The organism is Pseudomonas sp. 06C 126, from assembly GCF_001855215.1.
GTDB classification, from domain to species: domain Bacteria; phylum Pseudomonadota; class Gammaproteobacteria; order Pseudomonadales; family Pseudomonadaceae; genus Aquipseudomonas; species Aquipseudomonas proteolytica.
Map to the genome: position 1 here is coordinate 1 of NZ_MIFU01000098.1, position 16,328 is coordinate 16,328.

General features: G+C 61.6%; 14 protein-coding genes. 6 read left to right on the forward strand and 8 right to left on the reverse strand.

Features of this window, described 5'->3' with window-relative positions; translation table 11 throughout:
• Nucleotides 1–387 precede the first annotated feature (387 nt).
• Nucleotides 388–2,049 carry an MFS transporter gene (locus tag BHC62_RS19305; protein ID WP_029298448.1) on the forward strand — a complete coding sequence of 554 codons (1,662 nt, stop codon included), beginning with the start codon at nucleotides 388–390 and terminating at the stop codon, nucleotides 2,047–2,049.
• Nucleotides 2,046–3,197 carry an HlyD family secretion protein gene (locus tag BHC62_RS19310; protein ID WP_029298446.1) on the forward strand — a complete coding sequence of 384 codons (1,152 nt, stop codon included), beginning with the start codon at nucleotides 2,046–2,048 and terminating at the stop codon, nucleotides 3,195–3,197. The genes BHC62_RS19305 and BHC62_RS19310 overlap by 4 nt, the downstream gene beginning before the upstream one ends.
• Nucleotides 3,198–3,308: 111 nt before the next feature.
• Here BHC62_RS19310 and copD read toward each other — a convergent pair whose 3' ends face one another.
• Both copD and copC read right to left on the reverse strand, forming a co-directional pair.
• Entirely contained in the window at nucleotides 3,309–4,157 is an 849-nt protein-coding gene (copD, locus tag BHC62_RS19315) for a copper homeostasis membrane protein CopD (RefSeq protein ID WP_070995825.1), read from the reverse strand.
• Between the two features lie 3 nt (nucleotides 4,158–4,160).
• The gene (gene copC / locus BHC62_RS19320; RefSeq protein ID WP_070995826.1) at nucleotides 4,161–4,526 is read right to left on the reverse strand and encodes a copper homeostasis periplasmic binding protein CopC; all 366 of its coding nucleotides are present in this window, start codon (nucleotides 4,524–4,526) and stop codon (nucleotides 4,161–4,163) included.
• 115 nt (nucleotides 4,527–4,641) lie between these two features.
• Between copC and BHC62_RS19325 the strand changes: the two genes are divergently transcribed.
• Nucleotides 4,642–5,262 (forward strand): TetR/AcrR family transcriptional regulator, encoded by a 621-nt coding sequence (locus BHC62_RS19325; RefSeq protein WP_029298440.1) that lies wholly within the window; start codon nucleotides 4,642–4,644, stop codon nucleotides 5,260–5,262.
• 111 nt (nucleotides 5,263–5,373) lie between these two features.
• On the opposite strand, the gene preA is transcribed toward BHC62_RS19325, so the two are convergent.
• The 3 genes from preA to hydA all read right to left on the reverse strand — a co-directional run bounded on the left by preA (nucleotide 5,374) and on the right by hydA (nucleotide 9,603).
• Nucleotides 5,374–6,648, reverse strand: coding sequence for an NAD-dependent dihydropyrimidine dehydrogenase subunit PreA (gene preA / locus BHC62_RS19330; RefSeq protein ID WP_070995827.1), 1,275 nt, complete (start codon nucleotides 6,646–6,648; stop codon nucleotides 5,374–5,376).
• Nucleotides 6,649–8,016, reverse strand: a complete 1,368-nt coding sequence (locus BHC62_RS19335; RefSeq protein WP_070995840.1) for an NAD(P)-dependent oxidoreductase — start codon at nucleotides 8,014–8,016, stop codon at nucleotides 6,649–6,651. It abuts the gene before it with no gap.
• 147 nt (nucleotides 8,017–8,163) lie between these two features.
• Nucleotides 8,164–9,603 (reverse strand): dihydropyrimidinase, encoded by a 1,440-nt coding sequence (gene hydA / locus BHC62_RS19340; protein WP_070995828.1) that lies wholly within the window; start codon nucleotides 9,601–9,603, stop codon nucleotides 8,164–8,166.
• A gap of 598 nt (nucleotides 9,604–10,201) precedes the next feature.
• Between hydA and BHC62_RS19345 the strand changes: the two genes are divergently transcribed.
• Nucleotides 10,202–11,689: an NCS1 family nucleobase:cation symporter-1 gene (locus tag BHC62_RS19345; RefSeq protein ID WP_029298432.1), complete on the forward strand. Its 1,488-nt coding sequence runs from the start codon at nucleotides 10,202–10,204 to the stop codon at nucleotides 11,687–11,689.
• A gap of 155 nt (nucleotides 11,690–11,844) precedes the next feature.
• Complete coding sequence (locus BHC62_RS19350) at nucleotides 11,845–13,125, forward strand: Zn-dependent hydrolase (protein WP_070995829.1); 1,281 nt, start codon at nucleotides 11,845–11,847, stop codon at nucleotides 13,123–13,125.
• A gap of 36 nt (nucleotides 13,126–13,161) precedes the next feature.
• On the opposite strand, the gene BHC62_RS28625 is transcribed toward BHC62_RS19350, so the two are convergent.
• Nucleotides 13,162–13,323, reverse strand: coding sequence for a hypothetical protein (locus BHC62_RS28625; protein WP_166647870.1), 162 nt, complete (start codon nucleotides 13,321–13,323; stop codon nucleotides 13,162–13,164).
• Between the two features lie 212 nt (nucleotides 13,324–13,535).
• Between BHC62_RS28625 and BHC62_RS19355 the strand changes: the two genes are divergently transcribed.
• Nucleotides 13,536–14,222, forward strand: a complete 687-nt coding sequence (locus tag BHC62_RS19355; protein WP_070995841.1) for a hypothetical protein — start codon at nucleotides 13,536–13,538, stop codon at nucleotides 14,220–14,222.
• Between the two features lie 46 nt (nucleotides 14,223–14,268).
• On the opposite strand, the gene pbpG is transcribed toward BHC62_RS19355, so the two are convergent.
• On the reverse strand, nucleotides 14,269–15,192 hold the full coding sequence (pbpG, locus tag BHC62_RS19360; protein WP_029298427.1) for a D-alanyl-D-alanine endopeptidase: 924 nt from the start codon (nucleotides 15,190–15,192) through the stop codon (nucleotides 14,269–14,271).
• A gap of 207 nt (nucleotides 15,193–15,399) precedes the next feature.
• Nucleotides 15,400–16,254 carry a bifunctional methylenetetrahydrofolate dehydrogenase/methenyltetrahydrofolate cyclohydrolase FolD gene (gene folD / locus BHC62_RS19365; RefSeq protein WP_070995830.1) on the reverse strand — a complete coding sequence of 285 codons (855 nt, stop codon included), beginning with the start codon at nucleotides 16,252–16,254 and terminating at the stop codon, nucleotides 15,400–15,402.
• Between the last annotated feature and the right edge of the window lie 74 nt (nucleotides 16,255–16,328).

The window sequence follows — 16,328 nt, forward strand, 5'->3', positions numbered from 1 at the left end:
TGGCCGATCGCGGCGGGCCCACGGAGCAATGCCTGACTGCGGGCATGCCGAGCCTAGGCGAGGCACCGAGTGGTGGGGCAAGAGCGCTTTGGTTACTTTGGACTGGGCCGGCACTCCGGCTCTTCGAAAGTGACCCGCCGTCAGGGCGGAACCCTAAGTGGCCGTGACCGCAGCAACGGATATGTACACCTCCCCCCAATCCGCGGCGCCTGCATCGCAGGCAAGCCAGCTCCCACAGAAGCCAGCTCCCACAAAAGCCAGCTCCCACAAAAGCCAGCTCCCACAAAAGCCAGCCCCTACAAAGATGACAAGATCAACCCCGCTCAGGTCTACTACGCTCTGAGTCAGGGTTTTACCGGCCTCGTGCGTCGGTCATCAAGGTCACGAATGGATAAATACACCCCTCACACCTGGCAACCCCACGAGCGTCCAAGCTTGCCGGGGTCGCCATCGACGCCCCATCACCCCACGCTCAAGCGCTGGGCCTTTGCCCTGGTTGGCGTGCTGGTAGCAATCACCGGCGGCCTCGGCAACGCCCTGGTGATCGCCAACCTGCCGTACCTGCAAGGCGCATTGGGCGCGACCACCGCCGAAATGGCCTGGTTGCCTGCGGCGTATGTCATGACCAACGTGTCGATGAACCTGCTGCTGGTGAAATTCCGCCAGCAGTTCGGGCTGCGGGCGTTTACCGAAGTGTTCCTGGTGCTGTACGCGCTGGTGACCTTCGGCCACTTGTTTGTCAACGACCTCAGTTCGGCGATTGCCGTGCGTGCGGCCCACGGCATGGTTGGCGCGGCCCTCAGTTCCCTGGGCCTGTATTACATGGTGCAGGCGTTCCCCGCAAAGTGGCGGCTCAAGGCCCTGGTGCTGGGCCTGGGTACCGCACAACTGGCCCTGCCGATGGCGCGGCTGTTTTCCGAAGACTTGCTGCAGATTGCCGAGTGGCGCGGCCTGTACCTGTTTGAGCTGGGCATGGCGCTGACGTGCCTGGGCTGTGTGTTCCTGCTCAAGCTGCCGCCGGGTGATCGCTTCAAGACCTTTGAAAAACTCGACTTCCTGACCTTCGCCTTGCTCGCCTCGGGCGTGGCATTGCTGTGTGCGGTGCTGTCCCTGGGGCGTATCGACTGGTGGCTGGAAGCACCGTGGATCGGCGTCGCCTCCGCCTGTTCGCTGGTGCTGATCATGGCCGGATTGGCCATCGAGCATAACCGCGCCAACCCGCTGCTGATGACCCGTTGGCTGGGCGGCGGGGTGATGATTCGCCTGGCCCTGGCAGTGATCCTGATCCGCATGGTGCTGTCCGAGCAGTCCACCGGCGCCGTGGGCTTTTTGCAGGCACTGAATATGAGCAGCGAGCAGATGCGCACCTTGTATCTGGTGATGCTGCTGGGAGCGATCAGTGGCTTGGTGATCAGCGCATTGACCATCAACCCGGCGCACTTGCTGATGCCCCTGGTGATTTCCCTGGCCCTGATGGCCACAGGCTCGGTGATGGACAGCTTCTCCAGCAACCTGACCCGACCAGAGAACATGTACGTTAGCCAGTTTCTGCTGGGGTTTGGCGGTACTTTCTTCCTCGGCCCGACCATGGTGCTGGGCATGCGCAATGTGCTGAGCAACCCGCGCAACCTGGTGAGTTTTTCGGTGCTGTTTGGTATCTGCCAGAACCTTGGCGGGCTGCTGGGCGCGGCGTTGCTTGGCACGTTCCAGATCGTGCGCGAGAAGTTTCACTCCAGCATGATTGTCGAACACCTGACGTTGCTGGACCCGCGCGTGGCCGCCCGCGTGCAGAGCGGCGGCTCGGCTTATGGCTCGGTGATCGCCGACCCGGAGCTGCGCAACCTGCTGGGCATCCGCAGCCTGGCCACGGCGGCCACCCGTGAAGCCAATGTGATGGCCTATAACGACGTGTTCATGCTGATCGCGATTATCGCGATACTGACCATGTTGTGGATCTTTACCCGCAGCCTGTGGCTGATGAGCACCACCAAAAAAGCTGCCGCCAGTGCAGCGCCTTCCGTTCAACCTAGCGGCGCACTTTCTTCATGAGCGAACCTACGGCTACCACCACGACCACCAATGCCATTGCTTCCACCCCGGAGGGCACCACGCCGCCCGGAGCCACGGTCACCGAACAGCGCTCGCTGCGCGTGCGCATCATCTCGTCTTTGGGCTTTGCCGCGATTGCTATCGTCGGCGTATTGATTGTGTTGTACGCCTGGCAATTGCCACCCTTCAGCAGCGCCGTGGAAACCACCGAAAACGCCTTGGTGCGCGGCCAGGTGACGATCATCGGCCCGCAACTGAGCGGTTATGTGTTCGAGGTGCCGGTGCAGGACTTCCAGCACGTCAAGGCCGGGGATCTGTTGGTGCGGCTCGACGACCGCATCTACAAGCAGCGCCTGGACCAGGCCCAAGCGCAATTGGCGGTGCAGCAGGCGTCCCTGGCCAATGTGGTGCAACAGCGCAACAGCGCCGAGGCGACCATCAAGCTGCGCCAGGCCGCCCTGGCCGACAGCCAGGCCCAGGCCCGCAAGAGCACGGCCGACCTGCGGCGCAACGAAGAACTGATCAGCGATGGCTCGGTGTCGCGCCGTGAACTGGACGTGACCCGCGCCGCCAACGCGCAGACCATCGCCGCCGTGGCCCAGGCCCAGGCCAGCCTGGAAATCGCCCGCCAGGACTTGCAGACGGTGATCGTCAATCGCGGTTCACTGGAAGCCGCCGTCGCCAGCGCCGAGGCCGCGGTGGAGCTGGCGCGCATCGACCTGTCCAACACCCGCGTGCTGGCGCCCCGGGACGGTCAGTTGGGGCAGATCGGCGTGCGTTTGGGGGCCTACGTCAACTCCGGCGCGCAGTTGATGGCGCTGGTGCCGAACCAGCTGTGGGTGATCGCCAATATGAAGGAAACCCAGATGGACCACGTGCAGGTGGGCCAGCCGGTGACGTTCACCGTCGATGCCCTGAACCACCGTAGATTCCATGGCACGGTACAGCGTATCTCGCCGGCCACGGGCGCCGAGTTCAGCCTGTTGCAGGCCGATAACGCCACCGGCAACTTCGTCAAGATCGCCCAGCGGGTGCCGGTGCGGATCACCGTGGACCCGGATCAGGAGCAGAGCGAACGCCTGCGACCGGGGTTGTCGGTGGTGGTCAGCATCGACACGGCAGGCCGCCTGAAAAACAGCCCGCCCTGACATTCCACACACCGCGAGTAGGCGCGAGCTTGCTCGCGAAAGTCGTCAACGATAACGCGGGTTGCCTGGGTAAACGCGTTGTCGGTAAGTTTTTCGCGAGCAAGCTCGCTCCTACAGCATCGGTGGCAGGGTGCCCAGCAGGGACACCGCCGCCACAGCGGCCACGCCTAACAACCATTCGAGCTTCACACTGGCCTGCAGTTGCCCCACGCGCTGCTGGCAATTGTTGATCCGCAGCCGATTGAGCAATGCCAACCCCAGCATGCCCGCCACCAGCAGCACCTTGATCAACAGGATCAAGGCAAACCCGCTGAACAGTGGAGTCGGCCAGAACTGCCCGGTGAGCACACGGATATTGATCAGCCCGGTGACCAGCAAACCGGCCACCAACAGATAACCGACACCGCTGAAGCGCTGCAGGATTTTCTCCAGCGGGTACAGGGCCGCTTGACGCAGGATCAACACCAGCAGCAGCAACCCGCCAAGCCAGGCACCGACGCACAGCAGGTGCACCATCTGGTTGAGAATCAGCAATTGCCCGCTGAGGCCACTGAGCATCGCGCCGTGCCCCACGGGGGCCAGGGTAGCCAGCAGCAGCGCACTGAGGAGCAGACGCACGTGATGCCAGGGTGTCAGCAGGCTCAGCACCAGCAAGCCATTGAGCAACAGATGCAGGCTCCAGACCTTGCCGAAGAACGTTTTGCCCAGCACCAACTGCACCGTCGCCAGATCCAGCGCCGCCAGTTCACTGCCGGCCATGCTGGCACTGATCAACAGCAACCAGCTCACACCCGACCCCAGGGCCAGCCAGGCCAGCAGCGTGGTGATGCGTGACAACTGCCGATCCAGGGCCGGCCGCGGGCTTGTGCCCAATAACCAGGGCCTGAATACACAGGCCCCGAACATCAGCAAAACCACCATGAAGTGCAGGAAACGGCACAGCACCAGCAGGGTTGCCATGGGTTATTGGCCGACCTTGAAGCTGTAATTGCCTGCGCTTTTGTGGGTGTCGACCGAGACGGCTTGCCACTCGACCTTATAGGTGCCGGCGGCCAACGGTGCGGCAGGGGTCACAACCAGGGTTTTCTTGTCGGCGTCTGGAGTTTCCAGGCCCTTGATCGCCACTTCGGTGCCGTCCTTGCTCAGGGAGACCTTGGTGAACGTGGCCTCGACACCTTCGGAGAACACCAGGCGCAGGTCGGCGGGCGCGGCGACGGTGCTGTCGGCGGCCGGCGCAGTGGTTTTCAGGTGGGCATGGGCAAAGGCGGTCGAAGCCCCCAGCAGCGAGGCCAGCAAGGTCACCGTAGTCAGGGTTTTCTTGATCAACATCGTGCACTACCTATCAATGGGAGAGGGGGGCAGTGTACGAAGTTTCCACTCAGGCTGTCGCCCCGATCTAGAGCGGATGGTAGTCTTCCAGGCATGTCGTTGTCAGGGAGCCCCTATGGGCAATCACAAGATCGGTATCCGTCGGGTCAACGTCGAAAAGATTCTGCTGGCGGCTGAAAAGGTCTTCGCCGAGAAGGGCTATGGCAGCACCGCCATGGCCGACATTGCCGAACAGGCGCAACTGCCGCGCTCCAACCTGCATTACTACTTCAGCACCAAAAGCGAGTTGTACAGCGCGGTGTTGTTCGACCTGCTGGAGGTGTGGAAGCAGGACGCCCTGTGCTTCGAGATGTTCGATGACCCGCGCGTGGTCCTCAGCAGCTACATCCGGGCGAAGATGCAGCATTCGCGCAGCCGCCCGTATGGCTCGAAGGTCTGGGCCAACGAAATCATCCACGGCGCGCCGACCCTCGGCGAAGCGCTGGATGCGAGCCTGTACGACTGGGCCAAAATGAAGGAAGCGAAAATCCGCCAGTGGGTGGAAGACAAACGCATCCTCGCGGTGGAACCGTCGAGCCTGCTGTATATGATCTGGGCCTCGACCCAGCACTATGCCGACTTTGATCACCAGGTGATGATCCTCAACGATCATCAGGCGTTGTCGGACATGCAGTTCGAACGGGCGGTGCAGACGGTGACCAGTGTGATTTTGCGGGGGATCGGGTTGGAGCCATGAGTTTGGGGTGTGGTTGAGGGCCTCATCGCAGGCAAGCCAGCTCCCACATTTTGATTGTGTGAACCCGATCAAGTGTGGGAGCTGGCTTGCCGGCGATAGCGATTGAAAAGGCTACACCGCCTCTCGGTAGGGGTTGCGTGGATCCTGCGTCCAATTCAGGAACGGTTTGCCCGTGTCCATCGGCACCATCTCGATGCAGTCCGCCACCGGGCAGGTGATCTGGCACAGGTTGCAGCCCACGCATTCGTCGTCGATCACTTGGTACACATGGGTACCGTCCGCCTGCTTGAGGCTGGCAATCGCCTGGTGCGACGTGTCCTCGCAGGCAATATGGCAGCGTCCGCAGCCAATGCAGGCGGCCTGGTCGATCTTGGCGATCACTTGGTAGTTGATGTCCAGGTATTTCCAGTCCGTGGTATTGCCCACGGCGCGCCCCGAGAACTCCTGCAAGCTGCTGTAGCCCTGGCTGTCCATCCATCGCGACAAGCCATCCTTCATCTCGTCGACAATCCGAAAACCATGCAGCATCGCCGCCGTGCACACCTGCACCGCGCCACAGCCCAGGGCCACGAATTCTGCGGCATCGCGCCAGTTGCCGATGCCGCCAATCCCGCAGATCGGCAGGCCCTGGGTCTGGGGATCGCGGGCGATCTCAGCGACCATGTTCAAGGCAATCGGCTTGACCGCCGAACCGCAGTAGCCGCCGTGGGTGCTTTGGGTGCCGACGATCGGCAGGGCGACCATGCGCTCCAGGTCCACGCTGGTGATGGAGTTGATGGTGTTGATCAGTGATACCGAATCGGCGCCGCCGCGATAGGCGGCCCGGGCGGCCACGCGGATATCGGTGATATTGGGCGTGAGCTTGACGATCACCGGCAGCGAACAATAGGTCTTGCACCAGCGCGTGACCTGTTCCACATATTCCGGCACCTGGCCCACTGCTGCGCCCATGCCGCGTTCGGGCATGCCGTGGGGGCAGCCGAAGTTCAGCTCGATGCCGTCGCAACCGGTGGCTTCGACTAACGGCAGGATGTTTTTCCAGGATTCTTCGACGCATGGCACCATCAACGACACGATCAGGGCGCGGTCCGGCCAGTCCTTTTTCACCTGGGTGATTTCCCGCAGGTTGATCTCCAGGGAACGGTCGGTGATCAGCTCGATATTGTTGATACCCAAGACTTCACGGTTGGCGCCAAAGTGCGCCGAGTAACGGGACGAGACGTTGACGGCTGCCGGGTCCTCGCCAAGGGTTTTCCAGACCACGCCACCCCAGCCGGCCTCGAACGCGCGCACCACGTTGTAGGCCTTGTCGGTGGGGGGCGCGGAGGCCAGCCAGAACGGGTTGGGGGCTTTGATGCCGGCGAACACAATCGATAGATCGGCCATTTACGCAGCCTCCACATTGAGCATGAGTTGAGCGTGCATGGCCTCGGCGGCCAGCTTGCCGTGTTGCACGGCCTGGACGGTGAGGTCCTGCCCGAGGCTGACGCAGTCGCCACCGGCATACACCCCGGGGACACTGGTTTGCAGCTGCGCATCGACAAAGATCCGCTCGCCCTGGCGTTGCAGTTGCTGGGCCAGTGGGTCATGCAAGGCCTGCTCGTCGAAGCCTTGGCCGATGGCCTTGAAGATTGCATCTGCCGCCAGCTCGAAGGTTTCGCCGGTGGTGTGCAGGCGGCCGTTTTCCAGGCGCGTGCGGGCAAAGCGCATACCGCGCACCTGGCCTTGGTCGTCCAACAGCACGGCTTCGGGTTGGGCCCAGGTCAGCAGGCGTACCTGGTTGGCCTTGGCGATATCCTGCTCGTGATCGGTGGCGCCCATATCGGCGAGGCCACGGCGGTAGACCAGGTTGACGTCGCGCGCGCCCAGGCGGGCCATTTGCACGGCCATGTCGATGGCGGTGTTGCCGGCACCCAGCACGATGCAGCGGTCGGCCAGGGGCAGTTTGCTGAGGTCATCGGCCTGGCGCAGTTCGCGGATGTAGTCAGTGGCAGCGAGCAGGCCGGGGGCATCCTCGTGGGGCAGGCCCAGGTGTTTGCTGGCGGCCAGGCCCAGGCCGAGGAATACCGCATCAAATTGCTGGTGCAGGTCGCTCAGGCTCAGGTTGTCGCCCAGGCGTTGGCCGTGGCGGATTTCGATGCCGCCGATCTGCAGGAGGAAATCCAGCTCCTTCTGGGCGAAGTCGTCCACCAGTTTGTATTTGGCGATCCCGTATTCATTGAGGCCACCGGCCTTGTCCCGGGCTTCGAAAATCACCACGTCATGCCCGTGCAAGGCACTGCGATGGGCGCAGGACAAACCCGCTGGCCCGGCGCCCACCACCGCGATGCGTTTGCCAGTAGGGGCGGCGCGCTGGAAGGGGTGTTGGTCAAAGTGCGCGTTGTCTACGGCGTAGCGCTGCAGCAGGCCGATCAGCACCGGCGCGCATTCTTCGCTGTTGTTGCGCACACAGGCTTGCTGGCAGAGGATTTCGGTCGGGCAGACCCGGGCACAACTGCCGCCCAGGATGTTGGCCGAGAGAATCTTCTGCGCCGCGCCCTGCACGTTGTCGGTGTGGATATTGCGGATGAACGATGGGATATCGATCTCGCTGGGGCATGCATTGACGCAGGGTGCGTCGTAGCAATACAGGCAGCGCGAGGCCTCCAGGTGCGCCTGGCGGGCGTTGAGCGGCGGTGCCAGGTCGGTGAAATGGCGGGCGAGGGTTGCGCCGTCTTCATGGGGGTGGGGAAGGTGGGTCAGGGTCTGGATCACGGTAGTGGCCTCACGGTTTTTTTTGCCTCTGGCGGGCATTGGTTTTTTTGTGGTTTGCACTGGCCTCATCGCGGGCAAGCCCGCTCCCACATTTGACTGTGTGAACCCGATCAAGTGTGGGAGCTGGCTTGCCTGCGATCGGCGATGTCAGCGTTTCACCGCGGCTGGCTTGGAACGCTCCGCACGCTTGCGCAACTGCTCGAACACCGCCGGATACGCCGGCCGCTCGACATAGCGCCCGGCACCACGCTCGGCGCGCAGATCGCCGTCGACCCACACCAGCTTGCCCTGGCTGATGGTGTGGCTGGGTACGCCACGTACGGTCTTGCCTTCGAAGATGTTGAAGTCCACCTGCTGATGGTGGGTCTTGGCCGAGATGGTCCGTGTGCCCTGGGGATCCCACAGCACCAGGTCGGCATCGGCACCGACACGGATCGCGCCCTTGCGCGGGTAGAGGTTGAAGATCTTTGCGGTGTTGGTGGAGGTCAGCGCGACAAACTCCTGCATCGACAGGCGCCCGGTGTTGACCCCTTCGTCCCATAGCAGCGCCATGCGGTCTTCGATGCCGGCGGTGCCATTGGGGATCTTGCTGAAGTCGTCACGCCCGGCGGCCTTTTGTTCGGCGCAGAAGCAGCAGTGATCGGTGGCGGTGGTGTGCAGGTTGCCTGATTGCAGGCCACGCCAGAGTGCCTCTTGATGCCCGCGCGGGCGGAAGGGCGGGCTCATCACGTAGCCTGCGGCGGTTTGCCAGTCGGGGTGTTGGTACACGCTGTCGTCTAGCAGCAGGTGCCCGGCCAGGACTTCGCCATAGACCGCCTGGCCCTTGGCGCGGGCGTAGGTGATTTCGTCGAGGGCTTCCTGGGTGGACACGTGCACCAGGTACAGCGGCGTGCCGATGGTTTCGGCAATGCGGATCGCGCGGCTGGCGGCTTCGCCTTCCACTTGCGAAGGGCGCGACAGCGGGTGGGCCTCGGGGCCGGTGATGCCCTGTGCCAGCAGCTTGCGTTGCAGGTGATAGACCAGTTCGCCGTTCTCTGCGTGCACGGTGGGCACCGCGCCCAGTTCCAGACAGCGCTCGAAGCTGGCGACCAGGGTGTCGTCGGCGGCCATGATCGCGTTCTTGTAGGCCATGAAGTGCTTGAAGCTGTTGATGCCGTGATGGGTCACCAACTCGGCCATTTCCTCGCGCACCTGTTCGCTCCACCAGGTAATCGCCACATGAAACCCGTAGTCGGCCGCCGACTTCTCGGCCCAGCCGCGCCACTGGTGAAAGGCCTCCATCAACGACTGCTGCGGGTTGGGAATCACGAAGTCGATGATCGATGTGGTCCCGCCCGCCAGGCCCGCTGCCGTGCCGCTGAAGAAGTCCTCGCTGGCCACCGTACCCATGAAGGGCAATTGCATGTGGGTATGGGGATCGATCCCGCCGGGCATCAAGTATTGGCCGCTGCCATCAAGTATCTCGGTGCCGGCGGGAACATCCAGGTTAGTGCCAATGGCGCGGATTAGAGCGTCTGCGCACAAGACATCGGCTTTATAACTTTCGTCATGGGTAACAACGGTAGCGCCACGGATCAACAGAGACATGCCGAGTTCCTCAGAGGCTTGACCGGCTTATGCCAGTTCTAAGTGTTGTAGTGCAGCTCACGGTGCAAGATCTATTCTTGTCACGGGTGACAGGAATAGAAACTAGCCCGAGTTTTTGGATTGATCAAGATTATTTTTTATAAGCTTATATATTTCATATCTTGTTGATTTATAAGGATAAAAAATGAAAATCACCAAAATGTAGCACCCTCTCACCGTTTTGACGCACTTGACAGGTTCCCAATATGAGCAACATTTCCTATTGCAAATCAGACGCTTGAGAGTTGCCTCTTGACGGCGGGCAGTAATAAAAATAATTGTGTTGCACCAGATTGAGTCCTGATTGTTCGGGCAACTTCTGCGTTATTTGGCCTGAGTAGCGTTGAAAGTACCGTGGGACTTTTCGGTAGAAAAAATAAAGCTGATAAACATCAGCTAGTTATATAAGCGGTACGGACGGGGTGACGGCGTGCGGCACGGTAATTGAGTGCGCTGCCGGTTGGCCGGGTCCGTGATGTCATGTTCATGCGGGACTACGGCCATCCAGCGTCAAGCGCCGGATGAGCAACAATAATTTTAAAAAAACCGTGGAGCGGCCATGCAACAGAACAGATCGCAAGTCATAGAGCGCGACGGCCTGTATGAACTCGACGCCGGCAGCGACGTCCTCGACAGCCCCCGTTACAACCACGATATGGCACCGACCAAGGTGCACGAGCGAACCTGGAACAAGTGGCACATCACCGCACTGTGGGTCGGCATGTCGATCTGCGTGCCGACCTACACCCTGGGCGGGGTGCTCACCGCGTATTTCGGGTTGTCGGTGGGCGAGGCGCTGATGGCGATCCTGCTGGCCAATATCGTGGTGCTCATCCCCCTGACGCTTAACGCCTTTCCCGGCACCAAGTACGGCATTCCGTTCCCGGTGCTGTTGCGCTCGTCCTTCGGCATTCTGGGCTCCAATGTGCCGTGCCTGATCCGCGCCCTGGTGGCCTGCGGCTGGTTCGGTATCCAGACCATGTTCGGCGGGCTGGCGATCCATTTGTTCCTCGGCTCGATTTTCGAGGGCTGGAAGAGCCTGGGCGGAACCGGCGAGGTGATCGGTTTCATGATCTTCTGGGTGCTGAACCTCTGGGTGGTGCTGCGTGGTGCCGAGTCGATCAAATGGCTGGAAACCCTGTCGGCGCCGCTGCTGGTAGCCGTGGGCATCGGCTTGCTGGTGTGGGCGTTGCCCAATGTGTCGCTCAGCGAATTGATGGCGATCCCGCCCAAGCGTCCCGAAGGCGCGAACCTGACGGGTTACTTTATGGCCGGGCTGACGGCAATGGTCGGTTTCTGGGCCACCTTGTCGTTGAATATTCCCGACTTCAGCCGCTATGCCAAAAGCCAGAAGGACCAGATCCTGGGGCAGATTTTCGGCCTGCCGCTGACCATGTTCCTGTTCGCAGCCCTGGGCGTGATCATGACCGCCGCGTCGGTGAAACTGGTAGGCGTCAGCGTCTCCGACCCGGTGACCCTGATCGGGCATATCCAGAGCCCGGTGTGGGTGGCGGTGGCGATGGCGCTGATCATCATTGCCACGCTGTCGACCAACACCGCGGCGAATATTGTCTCGCCCACCAACGACTTCCAGAACATCGCGCCCAAGCTGATCAACCGCACCACGGCGGTGATTCTGACTGGCTTGGTGGGGCTGGCGCTGATGGCCCACGAGCTGCTGAAAAAACTGGGCCTGATTGTTTCCGATGTCAGCCTGGAAACGGTCTATTCCAACTGGTTGCTCGGCTATTCGAGCCTGTTGGGGCCGATTGCCGGGATCATGGTGGTGGATTATTTCCTGATCCGCCGCCAGCAACTGGACCTGGCGGGGTTGTACCGCGATGACGTGTATCCGGCGTGGAATGTGGCGGGATTTATCGCGTTTGGCGTGCCGGTGGTGCTGACCCTGTTGTCGCTGGGTAGCGATGCGTTCAGTTGGTTCTACAGCTATGGCTGGTTCACCGGGTCGGCGCTGGGCGGGGTGTTGTATTACGGCCTGTGCAGCAAGCGCAAAACCAGCCCGGTCGCTGCCAAGACATCCCTGTAAGCGATGTGGAATGCAATCAACTGTGGGAGCGGGCTTGCTCGCGAAGGCGGTGGGTCAGTGATGGATATATTGACTGATACACCGTCTTCGCGAGCAAGCCCGCTCCCACAGTTGGACCGCGTCAATCATAAGAAATATTGCCTGAGGAGATCACCATGAACGCTGCCATCGACGTTCTGCAATCCACCCATCAGCACATCAACCGCGACCGCCTGTGGCAGTCGCTGATGGACCTCGCAAAGCTCGGCGCCACGCCCAAGGGCGGTGTGTGTCGCCTGGCCCTGACGGATCTCGATCGCCAGGCTCGCGATCTTTTCGTGCAGTGGTGCGAGGCGGCGGGTTGCACCGTGACAGTGGATGGGGTGGGCAATATCTTTGCCCGTCGCCCGGGGCGCAATCCGGCATTGCCGCCGGTGATGACGGGCAGCCATATCGACACCCAGCCGACGGGTGGCAAGTTCGATGGCTGCTTCGGCGTATTGGCGGGTGTCGAGGTGTTGCGCACGCTCAACGACCTCAAGATCGAAACCGAGGCGCCGCTGGAGGTGGTGGTGTGGACCAACGAAGAAGGCTCGCGCTTCCCGCCATGCATGATGGGCTCCGGGGTGTTTGCCGAGAAATTCAGCCTGGCAGATACCCTGGCCAAGACCGACGCCGAGGGCGTCAGCGTGGGCGAGGCGTTGAATGCGATTGGCTATGCGGGCACTCGGCCGGTCAGCGGGCATAAGGTGGGGGCTTACTTCGAAGCCCATATCGAACAAGGCCCGATCCTTGAAGACGAACGCAAGACCATCGGCGTGGTGCTGGGGGCCCTCGGCCAGAAATGGTTCGACCTGACCCTGCGCGGCGTCGAGGCCCATGCCGGGCCGACACCGATGCACCTGCGCAAGGACGCCTTGGTCGGTGCCTCGGCGGTGGTTGCCGCAGTCAACGCTGCCGCCCTCGGCCATCAGCCCCATGCCTGTGGCACGGTGGGTTGCCTGCAGGCCTATCCTGGCTCGCGCAATGTGATCCCTGGCGAAGTGCGCATGACCCTGGACTTCCGGCACCTGGAGCCGGCGCGCCTGGACTCGATGATTGCCCAGGTGCGCAAGGTGATTGACGACACCTGCGCCAAGCACGGCCTGACCTTCGAGATGCTGCCTACTGCAGACTTTCCGCCGCTGTATTTCGACAAGGGCTGTGTCGATGCCGTGCGTGAGGCGGCCACGGGTCTGGGCCTGTCGAACATGGATATCGTCAGCGGCGCCGGGCACGACGCAATCTTCGTCGCTGAGTTGGGGCCGGCGGGGATGATATTTGTGCCGTGTGAGGGCGGGATCAGCCATAACGAAATCGAAAATGCGGCACCCGATGACCTGGCGGCAGGATGCGCGGTGTTGCTGCGGGCGATGCTGGCGGCCTCGGCTGCGGTGGCCCGCAAGCAGGTGGCGTAAAACGGTGGGAGCCGGTTCGCCGGCTCCTGCATGTGCTCAGGCGTGATGCGCGACAGGCTTGTGGGCTTTGGCCCGTGTAGCAGTCTTTGGCTGCGGGTGATGATGCCGGCGCGTCACGCGCAACACCCCCCACAACATGGCGCCGGCCACGGCCAGCCAGCCAAGTACCAGCAGGAAAATCGTCGTTGTCAGGCTCATGAGTGCCTCCTTTTGCCCTGTGCAGGGCACACACTGTCTTTGCAATGGACAGTCTAGCTGCCTCCCGGTTGCGTGCTATTGACCAATGGTCGTGTGCTTCCAACTTGTTTGCTCTATCCCGGGCTTTTTACTGCTGTCCAAGGCTATACCGGCGTCCAAGAGCACCCTATGATCAACGCCCCAGCCCGCAGATGATCAAGAGAGTGAAGAAGTTGCGTTTACGGTCGAATCTCAAAAAAACCTTGTTGGTGGCTGCCTGCGTCCTCGGGTTGGCTGCATGTGCGGGGCATCCCACACCCTCGAAAATCCAGGGCCTGCCCGAGCGTGTAGAGCTCAACGGTGTGCCGGCGTTTCGTGGTGACACCTACCAGGGTGGCCCGGCGGCCTTGGCCAGCATGCTGTCGCAACAAGGCATTGTGATTACACCGGGCTTGCTGGATAAACCCTTGCACCTGCCGGGTGGGGAAGCTGACCTTGAGCACAACATGCAGGTCCTGGCGCGTGAGTACGGGATGCTGGTGTACCCGCTGGATGCCAAGCTGACGGCGCTGTTGGCGCAGGTGGCGGCGGGGTACCCGGTGATGGTGCGGATTACCGAGGGCTCGACGCTATGGGCCGAGCCGCGTTATGCGGTGTTGGTGGGCTTTAACCAGCAGAACAGTACGGTGTTGCTGCGAGTCGCAAGGGACCGGCGCCGCCCAGTAGCGTTCAGCGACTTCGAGTCCGCCTGGAAAAGCGCCGGGCAGTGGGCCGTGTTGGTCCAGCGCCCGAGCCAGTTGCCGGCCAATCTGGATGCGGCGCGCTGGCAGCAGGCCGCCAACGCAACTGCCCAGGCCGGCCAGGAGCAGGCGGCAGCCCAGGCCCTGAAGGTCATGGCCCAAAGGCAGAAGCAGCCATAAAGCAAACGGCGCCCGAGGGCGCCGTTTTTTATGCCTGCCAGTCAAATCAATGGGACTGGGCAACCCCGGTCTGGCGGGCCTTGAGGTTCTTGTCGGCCTTGTATTGCAGGGCTACATCCGGCACCGAGCCGCTCTTGCCGGTTTCGACCCACTTGCGAATACGGCTGGCATCGGCAAAGTGCGTGAGTTTGCCGAAGGCATCGAGGATCACCAGCGACACGGGGCGGTTGCCCATGCTCGTCACCAGCACCAGGCAATGACCAGCCTGGTTGGTGAAGCCGGTCTTGGTCAGCTTGATATCCCAGTTGGCGCGGTTGACCAGGTGATCGGTGTTGGAAAAGCCCAGGGTGTAGCTGGGCTTGCGGAACGACACGGTTTTTTCCTTGGTGGTGCTCAATTGCGTGAGCAGCGGGTATTTATGCGCGGCCTGCACCAGCTTGCTCAAGTCGCGGGCGGTGGACACGTTATGGATCGACAGGCCGGTGGGCTCGACGTAACGGGTGCTGTTCATGCCCAGGGCCTTGGCTTTGGCGTTCATCGCGGCAATAAAAGCTGCATAGCCACCCGGATAGTGGTGGGCCAGGCTGGCGGCAGCACGGTTTTCCGAGGACATCAGGGTGATCAGCAACATCTCCTTGCGCGGCATCTCGCTGTTGAGCTTGACCCGTGAGAACACGCCTTTCATTTCCGGGGTGTCGCTGATGTTAATGGAGATGTACTCGTCCATATTCTGCTTGGCGTCCAGCACCACCATACCCGTCATCAATTTGGTGACGGACGCGATCGGCACTACTACGTCGGGGTTGCTGGCGTAGATCACCTTGTTGGTCTGCAAGTCCACCAGCATCGCGCTGCCCGAGGCGATGTGCAGCTGCGAGGTGTCTCGAGGGGCCAGGGTGGTTTCACTGGCGTTGGCGACAGTGCCTGCGAGTGCGAAGAACAGGCTGACAAGAGAAAGACGAATATTCACGCGGATGAACTCGCTAAAAGGTAGAAAAATACCGGGTGTGGCCGGCTTTATGAAAAAAGACGTTACATATTATTAGTATGGGCTAGAAACTGTCGAATGTTCTTCTGAAACCAGACGAAAGCTCTTAAAAACAAAGAAAAAACCGATTTTTTTGCGGGCAATAAAAAGCCCCGCCATAAGGCAGGGCTTTTTTAGTGCGGCGGGTTATTAGCTGTGCAGGGTTTCGGCTGCGTACAGGGTGTTTTCCAGCAGGCAGGCACGAGTCATCGGGCCCACACCACCTGGCACCGGGGTAATCCAGCCGGCACGGGGCAGGGCCGTTTCATACACCACGTCGCCCACCAGTTTGCCGTCGTCCTGGCGGTTGATGCCGACGTCAATCACGATGGCGCCTTCCTTGATCCACTCACCCTTGACCAGGCCCGGCTTGCCCGCGGCGACCACGACCAGGTCCGCACGCCCGACGTGGCCTGCCAGGTCCTTGGTGAAGCGGTGGGTGACGGTCACGGTGCAGCCGGCCAGCAGCAATTCCATGGCCATTGGGCGACCGACAATGTTCGACGCACCCACGACCACTGCATCGAGGCCATAAAGGTCGACGCCGGTGCTTTCCAGCAGGGTCATGATGCCCTTTGGCGTGCAGGGGCGCAGCAGGGGGATGCGCTGGGCCAGGCGGCCAACGTTATAAGGGTGGAAACCATCGACGTCCTTGTCGGGGCGGATGCGCTCCAGCAACAGCGAGGCGTCCAGATGCTCCGGCAGCGGCAATTGCAAGAGGATGCCGTCGATGTTCGGATCGTCGTTGAGGCCATCGATCAGGTCGGTGAGGGCCTGTTGGGTGGTATCGCAAGGCAAGTCGTAGGCCTTGGAAATAAAGCCGACCTCTTCACAGTCTTTACGCTTGTGCGAGACATAAACCTGGGAGGCAGGATCGCTGCCGACCAGGATCACCGCGAGCCCCGGCGTGCGCAGGCCAAGCTTGCGACGCTCGGCGACACGTTTGGCGATCTGCTGGCGCAGGCTGGCGGCGATTGATTTGCCGTCGATAAGTTGTGCAGTCATTACGCGTGATTAACCATCGAGAGGGGGAGGAAAAGTGCGCGCATTCTCGCACGCCAGGACGTGAGGGCAAAGGC

Bases quoted from the DNA above. Each gene is read 5' to 3' on its own strand.
- BHC62_RS19305 (WP_029298448.1), top strand. From the start codon at position 388: ATGGATAAATACACCCCTCACACCTGGCAACCCCACGAGCGTCCAAGC.
- BHC62_RS19345 (WP_029298432.1), top strand. From the start codon at position 10,202: ATGCAACAGAACAGATCGCAAGTCATAGAGCGCGACGGCCTGTATGAA.
- BHC62_RS28625 (WP_166647870.1), bottom strand. From the start codon at position 13,323: ATGAGCCTGACAACGACGATTTTCCTGCTGGTACTTGGCTGGCTGGCC.
- copC (WP_070995826.1), bottom strand. From the start codon at position 4,526: ATGTTGATCAAGAAAACCCTGACTACGGTGACCTTGCTGGCCTCGCTG.
- hydA (WP_070995828.1), bottom strand. From the start codon at position 9,603: ATGTCTCTGTTGATCCGTGGCGCTACCGTTGTTACCCATGACGAAAGT.
- BHC62_RS19350 (WP_070995829.1), top strand. From the start codon at position 11,845: ATGAACGCTGCCATCGACGTTCTGCAATCCACCCATCAGCACATCAAC.
- preA (WP_070995827.1), bottom strand. From the start codon at position 6,648: ATGGCCGATCTATCGATTGTGTTCGCCGGCATCAAAGCCCCCAACCCG.
- folD (WP_070995830.1), bottom strand. From the start codon at position 16,254: ATGACTGCACAACTTATCGACGGCAAATCAATCGCCGCCAGCCTGCGC.
- BHC62_RS19310 (WP_029298446.1), top strand. From the start codon at position 2,046: ATGAGCGAACCTACGGCTACCACCACGACCACCAATGCCATTGCTTCC.
- copD (WP_070995825.1), bottom strand. From the start codon at position 4,157: ATGGCAACCCTGCTGGTGCTGTGCCGTTTCCTGCACTTCATGGTGGTT.
- BHC62_RS19325 (WP_029298440.1), top strand. From the start codon at position 4,642: ATGGGCAATCACAAGATCGGTATCCGTCGGGTCAACGTCGAAAAGATT.